We start from the raw sequence: 14,764 nt of genomic DNA, 5'->3' as shown, positions 1-14,764 counted from the left end.
GGGCACCTGCGGCACCTCGATGCCGTAGGTGCCCGGCGGGCTCGTCCCGCCCGTCGAGCTGTCCTACTCCTCCTCCGCCGTGGACGGCCGGGTCGCCTCGACCAACAACCAGCCGTCCTGGCTGGGCGAGGGCTGGGAGTACGAGCCGGGCTTCATCGAGCGCGGCTACCAGGGGTGCGCCGACGACCAGGGCGACGGCGCCAACAACAGCACCAGGACGGGCGACCTGTGCTGGAAGTCCGGCAACGCCACCCTGTCGCTGAACGGCACCACCACCGCGCTCGTCCGCGACGACGCCTCGGGCGTCTGGCGACCGGCCCGCGACGACGGCTCCAGGGTCGAGCACCTCAACGGCACCGCCGCCGACACCGCCAACGGCGACGACGACAACGAGTACTGGCGGATCACCAGGCCCGACGGCACGCAGTACTGGTTCGGCAGGAACCGGCTGCCCGGCTGGAGCGCCGGAAAGCCGGAGACCGGGTCGGCCTACACCGTGCCGGTCTTCGGCAACCACGCCGGGGAGCCCTGCCACGCGGCCGCCTTCGCCGACTCCTCCTGCGCGCAGGGCTGGCGCTGGCAGCTCGACTACGTGGTGGACCCGCACGGCAACGCCATGGCCTACTACTACGACCGGCAGACCAACTCCTACGCCAGGGCCGGCTCCCCCACCGCCAACGCCGACTACGTCCGCGCCGGTCACCTCAACCGCATCGAGTACGGCCTGCGCGCCTCGGACGTCTACGCGACCCCCGCGGCGAAGGTGAGCTTCGGCGTGGCCGAGCGCTGCCTGTCCGGCTGCGACGCCTTCGACGCCGCGCACGCCGCCAACTGGCCGGACACGCCGGTCGACCAGGACTGCGCGCGCGGCGCCAAATGCGCGACGGCCGGGCCGACGTTCTGGACGCGCAAGCGGCTGACGTCCATCAGCACGCAGGCGGGCGGCCGGGTCGTCGACTCCTGGGCGCTGACGCAGGACTTCCCCGGCACGGGCGACAACACCGCGGCGGGGTTGTGGCTGGCGAAGATCGTCCGTACCGGGTCGGGCGGCGGGGAACCGATCACCCTGCCCGCGACCACGTTCGCCGGGACGCTCATGGAGAACAGGGTGGACTCCGACGAGGGACGCCCGCCGCTGTACAAGTACCGGATCACCCGGATCGGCACCGACACCGGGGCCGACACCCTGGTCGCCTACTCGGCCAAGGACTGCGCCGCCGGCGCCACGCCGGACCCGGCGGCCAACACCCGGCGCTGCTACCCGTCGTGGTGGACGCCCGAGGGCTACGCCGAGCCGGTCCAGGACTGGTTCCACAAGTACGTGGTGACCCAGGTGGTCGAGGACGACAAGGTCGCCGGCTCCGGCTCGGAGTCCGTCGTCACGTCCTACGACTACCTGGACGGCGCGGCCTGGGTGCGGGACGAGAGCGAGTTCACCCTGGACAAGCACCGCACGTACAACCAGTTCCGCGGCTACCGGACCGTCCGCACGAAGGTCGGGGCGTCCGCGCGCAGCCAGAGCGACACCGTCTACCTGCGCGGCCTGGGCGGGACGGTGACCGACTCCGAGGGCAACCAGGTGAGCGACGACCCGGCGCTGGCCGGGACCACGCTGGAGACCCTCACCTACACCGGTGAGGGCGGCGCGCTCGCCTCGGCGGCCGTCTCCGAGCCGTGGTCGTCGCCGGTCACCGCGTCCAGGGCGGTGAAGGGCCGGGCGGCGCTCACCGCGCGGCGGACCGGGACGTCCGTGAAGCGCAGCCGCACGTTGATCAGCACGGCGACGGGCACCGCCTGGCGGCGCACCCGCGCCGACTACACCCATGACGACCTGGGCCAGGTGCTGTCGTCCGCGGACCAGGGCGACACGGCGGTCACCGGTGACGAGGAGTGCGTCACCACCGCCTACACCGCCCGGGACACCGCCGCCTGGCTGGTGTCGTACCCGTCGGTGGTCAGGACCACGGGCGGCACCTGCGCCGCGCCCGGCGCGGTGCTCTCCGAGACCCGCACCTTCTACGACGGCCAGGCTCTCGGGGCCGCGCCGAAGCCGGGCCAGGCGCACGCCACCCGGACCGAGACGCTCGACCACCTCGACGGCGCCACCCCCGTGCACGTGGCCACCACCGCGACCTACGACGCCTACGGCCGGACCACCGGCACGACCGACGAGCTGGGCCGCCTGACCACCACCGCCTACACCCCGGCCACCGGCCTGCCGACGGGGACGACCGTCACCGACCCCAAGGGCTTCACCACCACCACGACCCTGGACGGCGTGCGCGGGCTGACCTTGTCCTCGGCCGACGCCAACGGCCGCACCACCTTCACCGACCACGACGCGCTGGGCCGGCTGGTCAGGGTGTGGCTGCCGGGCCACGACCGGAGCGCCGCCGCCGACATCGTCTACGGCTACGCCATCTCCGGCGCCGCGCCGACGGCGGTGACGAAGAAGGAGCTGCTCGACGACGGCTCCTACAAGGCGACGACCACCCTGTACGACGGCCTGCTGCGCGAGCGGCAGACCCAGCAGGACGCCCACGGCGGCGGCCGCCTGGTCACCGACACGTTCCTGGACTCCCACGACCGGCCGTGGAAGACGAACGCCACCTACTGGAACGCCTCCGCGCCGGACACCTCGCTGTTCGGCGCCCCGGACAACGTGGTCCCCGCGCAGACCGTCACCGAGTACGACGGCCAGAGCCGCCAGACGGCCGAGATCTTCAAGTCGCTGAACGTGGAGAAGTGGCGCGGCACCACCTCCTACGGCGGCAACTACACCGCGACCGTCCCGCCGGAGGGCGCCGCCGCCACCCTGGCGGTGACCGACGTCCGGGGCCGGACGACCGAACTGCGGCAGTACCCCGGCCGCGTCGCCGACTTCGCCGACTCCCGGGCCGACGTCACGACCTACGACTACGACCAGGCGGGACGGGTGACCAAGGTGGTCGACCCGGCAGGCAACACCTGGGCCTACAGCTACGACCTGCGCGGGCGCAGGACGTCGCTGTCCGACCCGGACGTCGGCCTGACCCGCTGGACCTACGACGCGGCCGGCCGCCGCACGAGCACCACCGACGCCCGCGGCGTCACGCTCACGTACGCCTACGACGAGCTCGGCCGCAAGACGTCGGTCGCGCAGGGGGCCGCCAGGCTCGCCGAGTGGGCCTACGACACCCTGCCCGGCGGCAAGGGCCTGCCCGCCTCCTCCACCCGGTACGACGAGGGCGGCGCGTACGTCACCGCGGTCAAGGGCTACGACGCCGCGGGCCGCCAGACCGGCACGACGGTGACGATCCCGCCGTCGGAGGGGCTGCTGGCGGGGACGTACACCGTCGGCACGACGTACCGGCCGGTCAGCGGGCTGCCGGCCGCGACGTCCTACCAGGCGGCCGGCGGGCTGCCCGCCGAGACCGTCCGGCCCGGCTACACCCGTCTGGGCGCGCTCGCCTCCCTCGACAACGGCTCCCGCGTGTACGTCGGCGGCACGCAGTACTCGCCCTACGGCGAGGTCCTGCAGACGGTGCTCGGCGACGTGGGCGCCCGGGTCGTGCGCACCCTGGAGTACCAGGACGCCACCCGCCGCCTGGCCCGGTCGGTCGACGACCGGGAGAAGAGCGGCCCGCAGACCATGGACGACGCGGTGTTCACCTACAACCCGGCGGGCGACGTCACCAGCGTCCGGGACGACCGGGACGACAGGTCCGCGACCGACACCCAGTGCTACGCCTACGACCACCGGCGCCGGCTGACCGAGGCGTGGACCGCCACGGACGACTGCGCGGCGGCGCCGTCGGCCTCGACGGTCGGCGGGCCGGCCCCCTACTGGCAGTCGTTCGCCTTCGACGTGGTGGGCAACCGGACCAAGGAGGTCCAGCACGGTGGGGCGGGCGACGTCACCCGGGTCTACACCTACCCCGCCGCCGGCCGGCCGCAGCCGCACACGCTGCAGAAGGTGGAGACGACCGGGCCCGGCGCGCGTACCGACACCTACGAGTACGACGCCACCGGCAACACCAGGCGGCGCGTCACCGCGCTCGGCGACCAGACCCTGACCTGGAACGCCGAGGGCGACCTGAGCGCCTCCACCGTCGCGGGCAGGACGAGCACCTTCGTCCACGACGCCGACGGCAACCGGATCATCCGCCGCGACCCCGGCTCGGTCACCCTCTACCTCGACGGCCAGGAGCTGACGCTGGCCGGGGGCAAGGTGAGCGGCACCCGCTACTACGAGGGCCCGCAGGCCACGGTGGTGCGCACCGGCGACGGGAAGGTCAACTACCTGCTCGGCGACCGGCACGACACCGAGGAGCTGGTGGTCAACGCCACCACGCTGGCCTACAACCGCAGGTCCACCACCCCCTACGGCGGGTCCCGGGGCGGCGCGCCGGCGTCCTGGCCGAGCCAGAAGGGGTTCGTCGGCGGCACCGTGGACGACTCGACGGGCCTGACCCACCTGGGCGCGCGCGAGTACGACGTGGCCACCGGCCGGTTCGTCTCGGCCGACCCGGTCATGGACCTGACGGACCCGCAGCAGATCAACGGCTACGCCTACGCGAGCAACAACCCGGTCGCCTGGTCCGACCCGACCGGCCTGCGGGTCTGCGACGGCCAGGAGTGCAAGGACGCCGGCATCCGTCCCGACGGCCGGCCCATCCAGCCGCCGCCCCCGCCCGCGCCGGCACAGGTGCAGCTGGCCTCCGTCGGCGCCGCGCCGTCCCCCGCTCCTTCCAGGGGCGGCGGCACCGGGCGCAGCAGCGGCGGCACCAGCAACCCCGGGGCGTGCACGAGCCAGTCGTGCATGTTGCGGTACACCGATCCGGCCGCGGCCCAGCGCATCGCGGAGCTGATGGCCGAGAACAAGCGCATCAGCGACGCGCTGGCCGAGGAGCAGGCCAAGCTCAGGCAGGCGCAGGAGGCGCTGCAGAAGGAGAAGCAGAAGAAGAAGCGCGGCTGGTGGGACCGGTGGGGCCGGACGGTGGCGGCGGTGGCCGTCGGCGTCGTCGGCGCGGTCGCAGTGGCCGCGTGCGGCGTGACCGTGGTGTGCGGCGTGGCGCTGGGGGCCGCGGTCGGCATGGCGAGCTACTCGGTGCAGAACGCGGGCTCCGACCGGTTCAGCGTGACCGGCCTGGCCTTCGCCGGACTCACCGGGGCGGCGCTGGGCGGCGCCGGCCGCTATCTGAAGGCGGGCCAGGAACTGGCCAAGGCCCAGGCGGGAGTGAAACTGCCGATGGGCACCGAAGTGCTGAGAGGTGCGAAGAACATGACCACACAACCCAAGGCGACCTGGTCGTTCACCAACTGGTTCAAGTTCCACAAGCCATGAGCCGGCTGACGGAGATCCTGCGCAGGCCGCGTACGTGGGCGGTCGTCGGAATGCTGGCCGTGGTGGACGTGCTGGCGGTCCTCCTGCTGCCCGAGGAGGTGTCGGTGTACGCGGTGACCGCGCTCACGGTGGCCGCCGCGGCCTTCCTCGACTGAGTCGTAAGGCCCCTGGTAGCCCGTCCGGCTGCCGGGGGCCTTGCGGCGTTTCAGGGGGGCGGGGCGGACATGTGTTTAGTTGTGCGAATATAATCGTTATATGTCTATAACGAGTAGCGCGTCCCTCTCCCCCGCCCCCGCGCTCAGCCCCCGCCGGCGGATGCTCGTGCTGGCCATCTGCTGCATGAGCCTGTTCATCGTCGGACTGGACAACACGATCGTGAACATCGCGCTGCCGGCCATCCGCCGCGACCTCGACGCCTCCATGTCCGGCCTCCAGTGGATCATCGACGCCTACACGGTGGTCCTGGCGAGCCTGCTCATGCTGGCCGGCTCGACCGGCGACCGGGTCGGCCGCCGGCGCACGTTCCAGACGGGGCTGGCGCTGTTCACGCTCGGCTCGCTCATGTGCTCGCTCGCGCCCGGCCTCGGCTGGCTGATCGCGGCGCGGGCGCTGCAGGCCGTCGGCGGGTCCATGCTCAACCCGGTCGCCATGTCGATCATCACGAACACCTTCACCGAGCCGCGCGAGCGGGCCCGCGCGATCGGCGTGTGGGGCGGCGTGATCGGCATCAGCATGGCGCTCGGCCCGCTGGTCGGCGGCACGCTGGTGGACTCGGTCGGCTGGCAGGCGATCTTCTGGATCAACATCCCGGTGGGCCTGGCCGCGTTCGCCCTGTGCGCGTTGTTCGTGCCCGAGTCGCGCGCGCCGCGCCCGCGCCGGGTGGACCCGGTCGGGCAGGCGCTGGTCATCGTGCTGCTGGCCACCCTGACGTACGGCTTCATCGAGGCGCCGGCGGCCGGTTGGGCGTCCCCGCGCACGCTGGGCTGCTTCGCGGTCGCGGCGCTGGCGCTGGCCGTCCTCGCGCCGTACGAGCTGCGCCGCACCGACCCGCTGATCGACCTGCGCTTCTTCCGCAGCGCGCCGTTCAGCGGGGCCACGGTCATCGCGGTGTGCGGCTTCTCCGCGCTGGCCGGGTTCCTGTTCGTCAACACCCTCTACCTCCAGGACGTGCTGGGGCTGTCCGCCCTGCACGCCGGCCTCTACACGCTGCCCATGGCCGGGCTCACCGTGGTCTGCGCGCCGCTGTCGGGCCGGATCGTCGGGACCGCCGGGCCGCGCGTCCCGCTGGTGGTGGCCGGGGTCACCATGGCGGCCAGCGGCCTGATCATGACCGGGCTGGCGGCGGAGACGCCGACCTGGCGGCTCATGGCCGCGTACGTGCTGTTCGGGGTGGGGTTCGGCATGCTGAACGCGCCCATCACCAACACCGCCGTGTCCGGCATGCCGCGCGCCCAGGCCGGCGTGGCCGCGGCGGTGGCCTCCACCAGCCGCCAGATCGGCCAGTCACTCGGCGTCGCGGTCATCGGCTCGCTGGTCACCTCGGCGGTGGCCGGCCCGTTCGCCGCCGGGTTCCCGCAGGCCAGCCACATCGGCTGGTGGATCGTCGCCGGGTGCGGGCTGGCCATCCTGCTGCTCGGTATCCTGACCACGACCGGCTGGGCCCGCCGCAGCGCCACCCGTACCGCCGAACGGCTCGCCCACGCACCCGACAGAACGGCGGACGCCTCATGACCGACACCTCCGGCAGTTCCGGGCACGACGCCGTGGCCCGCGTCTGGGCGGCGATGTACGACCTCGTCCTGCGGCAGGAGGACCGCCGCAAGGAGGTGGCCGAGACGCTCGGCATGAGCTTCTTCCGGGTCAAGGCGCTGCGCCGCCTGCTGGCCGGGCCGATGAGCATGCGGGAGCTGACCGCCGAGCTGTCCACCGACAAGCCGTACACCACCCTGATGGTCGACGACCTGGAGCGGCGCGGTTACGTGACCCGCAGCGTCTCCCCCGACGACCGCCGCAGCAAGATCGTCACGCTGACCCCGGCGGGGACGGCCGCAGCCGAGGAGGCCGAGCGCATCCTGGCCCGTCCGCCGCGTTCCCTGCTGGCCCTGGACCCGGGCGACCTGGCCGCGCTCGACCGCATCATGGCCCTCCTGCTCACCCCGGAGGAGCCGGCCCGCGGGCGGTGAGGTCAGCCCTTGAACCAGGACAGCCGGGCGGCGCAGAGGGTCTGCTCGGCGCCGAACTCCTCGAAGGCGGCGACCGGCCGGAAGCCCAGGCGGGCGGCCAGTCTCAGCGATCGTCCGTGCGCCGTGCGGGTGACGATCACCACCGGCTGGTCGGGCAGCTCGGCCGCCGCGGCGCGCAGCGCGGCCGTCGCCGCCTCGTGGGCGAACCCGCTGCCCCACGCCGGGCGGCGCAGCACGTAGGACAGCTCCAGCTCCTCGCCGTCGCCGGTGACGTGCCCGGGGCGGTCGGCCGCGCGGCGGTCGAGCGCCAGCGTCCCGAGGAGCCGGTCGGTGACGAGGTCGGCGATGACGTAGCCGCCCGGCGCGGCCGTGGCGGCGGCGGTTCCGGCGGCGTCGAGGAAACGCTCGACGTCGTCCCGCGGGCGCGGGCCGCCCAGGTGCTCGCGCACCTCGGGGTCGGTCATCAGCTCGACGAGACCGTCCCGGTCACCGTCGTGGGCCTTGCGCAGCAGCAGGCGTTCGGCGCGGATCTCCGTGGCGGACAGCGTGGGCGACGGGCTCATGGGTCCTTGATCCTAGGGCAGCCCCGCCACTCAAGGCGGAGGCGTCGGCGACCAGACCCCGGCCGCGGTCCCGTCCCGGACGTGCCGGCGGTAGGCGACGACCTTGCCGTGGATGATGTCCAGGCTCGCCGTCAGGTCGGCGATCCGGTCGCGGACGGCCCGCTCGTGCTCCTCCAGCAGCGCGAGCCGCTCCGGCTCGTTGCCCGGCCCCGAGCGTACGAGGCAGGCGAACCTGCGCAGGGTGGCGATCGGCATGCCGGACTCCCGCAGCCGGTTGCACAGCAGCAGCCACTCCACGTCGGCCCGGTCGTAGGCCCGCTGCCCGCCCGCCGTACGCGGGATCGGGCGCAGGAACAGCTCCTCGCGCTCGAAGAAGCGCAGCGCGTGGACGCCGAGCCCGGTGGCCCGCGCGACGTCCCCGATGGACAGGCGGTCCGCGTCCCTGCTCATGGCACCTCGCCATAGTTTGACCTAGATTGCACTCTAGATTCTACGGTCGAGGGCATGGCACGTACTCAACAGAAGATCGGCTCGGGTTTCGGCGCGCACAGCACGGCCGACGACGTCCTGGCCGGCATCGACCTGTCCGGCCGGAACGTCCTGATCACCGGCGGCTACTCGGGCCTCGGCCTGGCGGCCACCCGCGCGCTGGTACGGGCGGGAGCGCACGTCGTCGTGCCCGCCCGCCGTCCCGGCGTGGCGAGGGACGCGCTGCGCGACCTCCCCCGCACGGAGGTGGCCGAGCTGGACCTGGCCGACCTCGGCAGCGTCCGCGCCTTCGGCGACCTGTTCCTGGCGACCGGCCGCACCCTTGACATCGTCATCGGCAACGCGGGCGTCATGGCCTATCCCCACCGGCCGGTCGGCCCCGGCTGGGAGGCGCATCTCGCCATCAACCACCTCGGCCACTTCGCCCTGGTCAACCGGCTGCGCCCGGCGCTCGCCGGGGCCCGGGTGGTGTCGGTCTCCTCCTCTGGGCACTTCCTGTCCGACATCCGCTGGGACGACCCGCACTTCCGCCACGGCCACGACCACTGGGCGGCCTACGGGCAGTCCAAGACGGCCAACGCCCTGTTCGCCGTCCATCTCGACGCCCTCGGCGCGGCCGACGGCCTGCGGGCCTTCGCCGTGCACCCGGGCAGCATCCTCACCCCGCTGCAGCGCCGCATCCCGCACGAGGAACAGGTCGCCCAGGGCTGGATCACGGCCGACGGACGCCGGGCCGACGGCTTCAAGACCCCGGAACAGGGCGCGGCGACCGCGGTGTGGGCGGCCACGTCACCCCTGCTGGACGCGCACGGCGGCGCCTACTGCCAGGACTGCGACCTGGCCGAGCCGGCGACGGGCGACGACATGCTGATCGGCGGCGTCAAACCCTGGGCCCTCGATCCGGAGTCCGCCGCCCGCCTGTGGAGACTCTCCGCCGACCTGACCGATGAATCCGCCTTCTCCTGACCGCCCTACGGGCGGCGGCCGGGCCTGAGCAGCAGCGCGACCGCCGCCGCGAGCACGGGGAGCGCGACGGTCGCCAGGACGATCGAGCTCCACGGCGTCTCGAACGGCACCCGCGGCACCGGGTCCCAGTCCACCGAGGTCGTGAAGGGCCAGGCCAGCAGCAGCCCGGCGACACATCCGGCGACGGCGCCCGGAACCGCGCCGCAGGCCGCCGCCGGGGCCGCCCGGCAGGCGGTGAGGCCGCGCGCGGCGGCGGGAGAGCCGCCGGCCCGGAGCAGGAGGCGGTCCGGACGGCGCGACCTGATCGTGGCCGCGAGCGCCCCGGCGAGAGCGGCCGGCACGGCCGCCCCCGGGAAGAGCAGCCAGCCGTACGAAGGCCGGAATCCCTCCTCCAGGTACGCCTGCCCGCTCTCGCCCAGCCGCTCCTGGACGCGGTCCCGGTCGGCCGCCGTGACCCGGTGCAGCGAGGGATCGACGATCAGCGCCTCCAGCTCCAGCTTGACGCCCATGCCAAGCAGCAGCTTCGCGGGCAGGAAGACCGCCTCGACGCCGCGGGCGGGCGGGGCGACGACGGTCGCGGGAATCGTCCTGGAGATTCTCGGTTCGCCCGGCGGGTCCTCGGGGGCGCTGTACTCGATCGTGACGGTGTCGTGCCGGCCCTGCTCGGACGTGACCGCCACGGCCCTGCCCTCGTCGTACGGGAACGACGGGTCCCCCGTGAGGTAGCGCAGCAGCGCCTGGTCGCCGATGTAGGCGCGGGAGGAGGACGTCGCGGAGTCGGCCGTCGACACGGTGAGGCCGAACGGGTGGACCGGCGTCAGGCCCTGGGCGACGTCCGTTCCGGGCAGCTCCTGCCGGACGGCGGCGATCCCGGGAGCCGGTCGTGCGGGATCGAGCCGCACGACGAGCGCCCCCGGCCGCGCCTGCGGGACGTACTCCCTGGACTGCGCGGTCCCGGCCGTCGCCATGATCGCCACCGCGACGGCGAAAGCCGTGGCGATCATGGTCGCGGCCACCGCGGGGGCCGTCCGCGCGCGCCGGTCGGCCAGGTGCCGGGCCGAGAGCCGCAGGGCCGCCGGAAGCCGGGCGCCGCCATCATGGTGAGCCCGGCCGCCGCCACCCACGCGCCGGCGACCAGATGGCCGGAGTGCATCCGGCCGTACCGCCCGCGCGGGGCGGTCTCGGCGGCGAAGATAGTCGCGCCGCAGGCCGGCATCACGAGCCCGCCTATCAGCACCAGGAAGAAGATCAGGGAGACGACGTCCGGCATGGAGGGAGCGTACGAGCGGAACGATCAACGCGACACCCTCGCGGGCCGGGAACGGCGACGGCCGGCCGCCGCGGGGTGCGCGGGGCCGGCCGGAGGGTTCGAAGGTCAGCCGTGGGAGTCGGTGGTCGCGGCGCGCTTGATGCTCAGCTCGTCGCCGCCGATGGAGCAGGAGGGGCCGTTCGGGCCGCCGAAGCGGACGGAGTCGAAGAAGTCGCGGAAGGTGATGTAGAAGTTGCCCTTGCCGCGCGGGCCGGTGACGGCCGAGCAGCCGCCGTAGTCGGCCTCGGAGTAGAGATGGATGAGCGTGTCGGTGCGGTTCCAGTCGGACTTGGCGCGGTCGCCCATGCCCAGGGCCGCCAGGTTGGCCGTGCTCGCCTGGAGCTGGACGATGTCGCCGGTGCCGTCGAGACCGGAGAACAGGCAGTAGTTGCCCTCCTGGCAGCGGTCGTATCCCGTCGCCGCCTGGGCGGGGGACGCCACTGCGGCCAGCGCGGCCACGGCGATCGGTAACGCCAGAACGTGAAACTTCTTGCCCACCATGCCTCCATGGACGAAACTTTCCTTCGGTCCGAACATACATAGTGAGATCAACTTGCGCTAGACCGTCAGGGTGGACGTTCTTCAGCGGATAATCCGCTACGGGATGAGTTGATAGCCTCGATGACATGACTTCGATGGCGCCCTCCCGCACCGAGCACGACCTGTCGTTCCTGCTCGACCACACCAGTCACGTGCTGCGCACCCGGATGGCGGCGGCCCTGGCCGAGCTGGGGCTGACCGCACGCATGCACTGCGTGCTCGTGCACGCGCTGGAGGAGGAGCGCACGCAGATCCAGCTCGCCGAGATCGGCGACATGGACAAGACCACGATGGTGGTCACCGTCGACGCCCTGGAGAAGGCCGGGCTGGCCGAGCGGCGGCCGTCGAGCACCGACCGGCGGGCCCGGATCATCGCCGTGACCGAGAAGGGCGCCGAGGTGGCGCGGCGCAGCCAGGAGATCGTGGACGGCGTGCACACCGCGGCCCTCGGCTCGATCCCGGACGACGAGCGGGAGGTGCTGGTACGCGCCCTGAACCGGCTGGCCACCGGCCACCTGGAGACCCCGGCCGAGGCACCCCAGCCGGTCCGGCGGGCCAGGGAACGCGGCTAAGTAGTTCCGTGACATATCGTCTGTAACGGAACTATCTGCTACGGTCTCTCCTGTTGCACCCCTTGAAACAGGAGACGACCATGTCCCTCACCTCCCGGCGCACCGCCCTGGCCGTGTTGTCGACGTCCGCCTTGATGACCATCCTCGACGGCAGCATCGTCACCGTGGCCATGCCCGCCATCCAGCGCGACCTGGGGTTCTCCCCCGCCGGGCTGAGCTGGGTGGTCAACGCGTACCTGCTCGCGTTCGGCGGGCTGCTGCTGCTGGCCGGACGGCTCGGCGACCTCGTGGGCCGCCGGACGATGTTCCTGGCCGGGAACGCGGTGTTCACCGGCGCGTCCCTGCTGGCCGGCCTGGCGAACAGCGAGGGCCTGCTCATCGCCGCCCGGTTCCTGCAGGGCGTCGGCAGCGCGATGGCCTCGGCCGTCGTGCTCGGCATCCTGGTGACCTTGTTCACCGAGCCGCGCGAGCGGGGGCGGGCGATCGCGGTCTTCAGCTTCACCGGCGCGGCCGGCGCGTCGATCGGGCAGGTGCTCGGCGGCGTGCTCACCGACGCGCTGAGCTGGCACTGGATCTTCTTCATCAACCTGCCGATCGGGCTGGCGACGATCGTGCTGGCGCTGCCCGCGCTGCCCGCCGACCGGGGCCTCGGCCTCGCGCGGGGCGCCGACGTGACCGGCGCGCTGCTGGTCACCTCGGGCCTGATGCTGGGCATCTACACCGTGGTCAAGGTCGAGGAGCACGGCTGGCTCGCCGTGCACACCCTGGCGTTCGGCGCGGTGTCGCTGGCCCTGCTCGCCGGCTTCTTCCTGCGCCAGGCCACCGCGCGCACGCCGCTGATGCCGCTGCGGGTGCTGCGTTCCCGCAACGTGGCCGGGGCGAACGTCGTGCAGATGCTGGCGCTGTCGGCGATGTTCGCCTTCCAGATCATCGTCGCGCTCTACATGCAGAAGGTGCTCGGGTACGGCGCCCTCGCCACCGGGCTGGCGATGCTCCCGGCGGCCGTGGCGATCGGCGGCGTGTCGCTGTTCGTGTCGGCGCGGCTGAGCGCCCGCTTCGGCGCGCCGGCCGTGCTGCTGGCCGGGCTGGTGCTGCTGCTGGCCGCGATGGCCTGGCTCACGCGGGTGCCGGTGGACGCCGACTACGTCACCGACCTGCTGCCGGTCATGGTGCTGATCGCGGGTGGCGGGCTGGCGCTGCCGGCGCTGACCACGCTCGGCATGTCGGCCGCCCGCGCTGACGACGCCGGCCTCGCCTCGGGGGTGTTCAACACCACCCAGCAGATCGGCATGGCGCTGGGCGTGGCCGTCCTGACCACGCTGGCGGCCTCCCGTACGCAGGAGCTGCGCGCCGGCGGGGCGGCCGAGGCGGCGGCGCTGACCGGCGGCTACCACCTGGCCTTCGCCACCTCGGCCGGGCTGCTGGCGGCGGCCGTCGTGGTCGCCCTGGCCGTCCTGCGCCGCCCCCGGGCCGCCGCGACCGCCGACGCGTCGCGGATCGACCAGCCCGCCGCCCTCTGAATCCCCTTCTTCTCACCGCGAAACGGAGCCGATCATCATGACCGAGCCCTCTTACGGCCCCGGACAGGGCCCCGGCGCCCGCCCCCTCACCGAGGACGAACTCCTGCGGATCCTCGCCCGCCAGCCCTTCGGCGTGCTGGCGACGCTCAAGCGCGACGGCCGCCCGCACCTGGCCTCGATGGCCCTGCGCTGGGACGCCGCCGGACGCGTCCTGCGCATCTCCTCCGCCGAGGGCCGCATCAAGGTGCGCCACCTGCTCGCCGACCCGCGGGCGACGGTGCACCTGCAAGGCGACGACGTCCTGTCGTACGCCGTCGCCGAAGGACGGGCGGAGGTCTCCGAGCCGTCGCTCACCCCGGGCGACGCCACCGGACGCGAGCTGCTGGAGATGGCCGGCGGCTTCCCCGACCCGGCGGACGAGGCCGCCTTCCTGGCGGAGATGGCCAGGGGACGCCGCCTGGTCATCAGGATCCGGGTGGACCACCTGTACGGCATCGCCCTCGACGCCGCCTGACCGGCGCCCCCGGTCAGGCGGCGACCGCACGAGCGGGCGCCGGACCCCGGTTGCCGCGAGCCGGACGGGCGGCCCCCGGCCCCCGGTTGTCGGGTGTCGGACGGGTCGGCACCGGCCCGGGCCCCGGTTGCCGGGAGCCGGAGGTGCGGGCGAGGATGGCGCGATCGTCAAGGGGAGGTCGTCTTATGCGGGTCCCGGGCCGTCCGCTCGTGGTGTTGCTGGTGGGGGCGCTGGCCGCGTGTTCCGCGGCGGGGCCCGCCACCGCTCCCGGTCCCGTCCCCGCGCCGGACACGAGCCCGGGCCCGACGGCCTCGCCGACCCACGCCTCACCCCTGCCGACCCACACCCCGACCGTGCCGCCCCACGTCCCGACCGTGCAGGCCGCGACCCGGCCGCCGGTCGTGCGGCCGGCGCGCAGCGGCTGCGACGGGGCGAGCGCCCGCGACTTCGACGGCGATGGACGCGACGACGTCGCCCTCGGCTATCTCGGCGCCACCGGCCGGGTGCACGTCCTGTCGGCGGGCAAGGTCATCCACCTCCCCACCCCGCCGGGCAACCGGATGAAGGGCTTCGGCTGGTCGGTGACCATGGCCCACGTCAACGACGACCGCTGCGCGGACCTCGTCGTCGGCACCCGCACCCTCACCGTGGCCGGCCTGAAGGGGGCGGGCGGGGTCTACGTCCTGCACGGCGGCCACCCCCAACCGACCCGCCTCCCGCCCCAGAGCCGCGCGACCGGCCACCGACCAGCCTGCCTCCTGACCGAGAGCCGCACCACCGGC

General features: G+C 73.5%; 13 protein-coding genes and 1 pseudogene. 9 read left to right on the top strand and 5 right to left on the bottom strand.

Annotated elements, in window-relative coordinates; all coding sequences use genetic code 11:
* The first annotated feature begins 28 nt into the window (after positions 1 to 28).
* The 4 genes from ACWCSD_RS32290 to ACWCSD_RS32275 all read left to right on the top strand — a co-directional run bounded on the left by ACWCSD_RS32290 (position 29) and on the right by ACWCSD_RS32275 (position 7,509).
* The gene (locus tag ACWCSD_RS32290; protein ID WP_449920505.1) at positions 29 to 5,326 is read left to right on the top strand and encodes an RHS repeat-associated core domain-containing protein; all 5,298 of its coding nucleotides are present in this window, start codon (positions 29 to 31) and stop codon (positions 5,324 to 5,326) included.
* Positions 5,323 to 5,481, top strand: coding sequence for a hypothetical protein (locus ACWCSD_RS32285; RefSeq protein WP_397158278.1), 159 nt, complete (start codon positions 5,323 to 5,325; stop codon positions 5,479 to 5,481). Before ACWCSD_RS32290 ends, ACWCSD_RS32285 begins: the two co-directional genes overlap by 4 nt.
* 100 nt (positions 5,482 to 5,581) lie before the next feature.
* Entirely contained in the window at positions 5,582 to 7,057 is a 1,476-nt protein-coding gene (locus ACWCSD_RS32280) for an MFS transporter (protein WP_449920502.1), read from the top strand.
* The gene (locus ACWCSD_RS32275) at positions 7,054 to 7,509 is read left to right on the top strand and encodes a MarR family winged helix-turn-helix transcriptional regulator (RefSeq protein ID WP_449920500.1); all 456 of its coding nucleotides are present in this window, start codon (positions 7,054 to 7,056) and stop codon (positions 7,507 to 7,509) included. The genes ACWCSD_RS32280 and ACWCSD_RS32275 overlap by 4 nt, the downstream gene beginning before the upstream one ends.
* A gap of 2 nt (positions 7,510 to 7,511) precedes the next feature.
* On the opposite strand, the gene ACWCSD_RS32270 is transcribed toward ACWCSD_RS32275, so the two are convergent.
* Together ACWCSD_RS32270 and ACWCSD_RS32265 are read right to left on the bottom strand one after the other, a co-directional pair.
* Positions 7,512 to 8,072: a GNAT family N-acetyltransferase gene (locus tag ACWCSD_RS32270; protein WP_397158284.1), complete on the bottom strand. Its 561-nt coding sequence runs from the start codon at positions 8,070 to 8,072 to the stop codon at positions 7,512 to 7,514.
* Positions 8,073 to 8,102: 30 nt separating this feature from the next.
* Complete coding sequence (locus ACWCSD_RS32265) at positions 8,103 to 8,522, bottom strand: MerR family transcriptional regulator (RefSeq protein ID WP_397158286.1); 420 nt, start codon at positions 8,520 to 8,522, stop codon at positions 8,103 to 8,105.
* A gap of 54 nt (positions 8,523 to 8,576) precedes the next feature.
* Here ACWCSD_RS32265 and ACWCSD_RS32260 point away from each other — a divergent pair, with 54 nt between their 5' ends.
* Positions 8,577 to 9,527, top strand: a complete 951-nt coding sequence (locus ACWCSD_RS32260; RefSeq protein ID WP_449920497.1) for an SDR family NAD(P)-dependent oxidoreductase — start codon at positions 8,577 to 8,579, stop codon at positions 9,525 to 9,527.
* Between the two features lie 5 nt (positions 9,528 to 9,532).
* On the opposite strand, the gene ACWCSD_RS32255 is transcribed toward ACWCSD_RS32260, so the two are convergent.
* The 3 genes from ACWCSD_RS32255 to ACWCSD_RS32245 all read right to left on the bottom strand — a co-directional run bounded on the left by ACWCSD_RS32255 (position 9,533) and on the right by ACWCSD_RS32245 (position 11,337).
* Positions 9,533 to 10,531, bottom strand: coding sequence for a hypothetical protein (locus ACWCSD_RS32255; RefSeq protein ID WP_449920495.1), 999 nt, complete (start codon positions 10,529 to 10,531; stop codon positions 9,533 to 9,535).
* Positions 10,528 to 10,797 (bottom strand): hypothetical protein, encoded by a 270-nt coding sequence (locus ACWCSD_RS32250; protein WP_449920492.1) that lies wholly within the window; start codon positions 10,795 to 10,797, stop codon positions 10,528 to 10,530. The genes ACWCSD_RS32255 and ACWCSD_RS32250 overlap by 4 nt, the downstream gene beginning before the upstream one ends.
* Positions 10,798 to 10,902: 105 nt before the next feature.
* Positions 10,903 to 11,337 (bottom strand): peptidase inhibitor family I36 protein, encoded by a 435-nt coding sequence (locus ACWCSD_RS32245; protein ID WP_352325303.1) that lies wholly within the window; start codon positions 11,335 to 11,337, stop codon positions 10,903 to 10,905.
* 125 nt (positions 11,338 to 11,462) lie between these two features.
* Between ACWCSD_RS32245 and ACWCSD_RS32240 the strand changes: the two genes are divergently transcribed.
* The 4 genes and pseudogenes from ACWCSD_RS32240 to ACWCSD_RS32225 form a co-directional block, all read left to right on the top strand.
* On the top strand, positions 11,463 to 11,948 hold the full coding sequence (locus ACWCSD_RS32240; protein ID WP_449920490.1) for a MarR family winged helix-turn-helix transcriptional regulator: 486 nt from the start codon (positions 11,463 to 11,465) through the stop codon (positions 11,946 to 11,948).
* 80 nt (positions 11,949 to 12,028) lie between these two features.
* Positions 12,029 to 13,468 (top strand): MFS transporter, encoded by a 1,440-nt coding sequence (locus tag ACWCSD_RS32235; RefSeq protein ID WP_449920488.1) that lies wholly within the window; start codon positions 12,029 to 12,031, stop codon positions 13,466 to 13,468.
* Between the two features lie 37 nt (positions 13,469 to 13,505).
* Complete coding sequence (locus tag ACWCSD_RS32230) at positions 13,506 to 13,982, top strand: TIGR03618 family F420-dependent PPOX class oxidoreductase (RefSeq protein WP_397158299.1); 477 nt, start codon at positions 13,506 to 13,508, stop codon at positions 13,980 to 13,982.
* Positions 13,983 to 14,167: 185 nt separating this feature from the next.
* Positions 14,168 to 14,764: pseudogene (locus ACWCSD_RS32225) on the top strand (hypothetical protein); the annotation flags it as partial.

Source organism: Nonomuraea sp. NPDC001684 (assembly GCF_053596515.1).
This window is presented reverse-complemented; position numbering and strand designations above follow the sequence as displayed.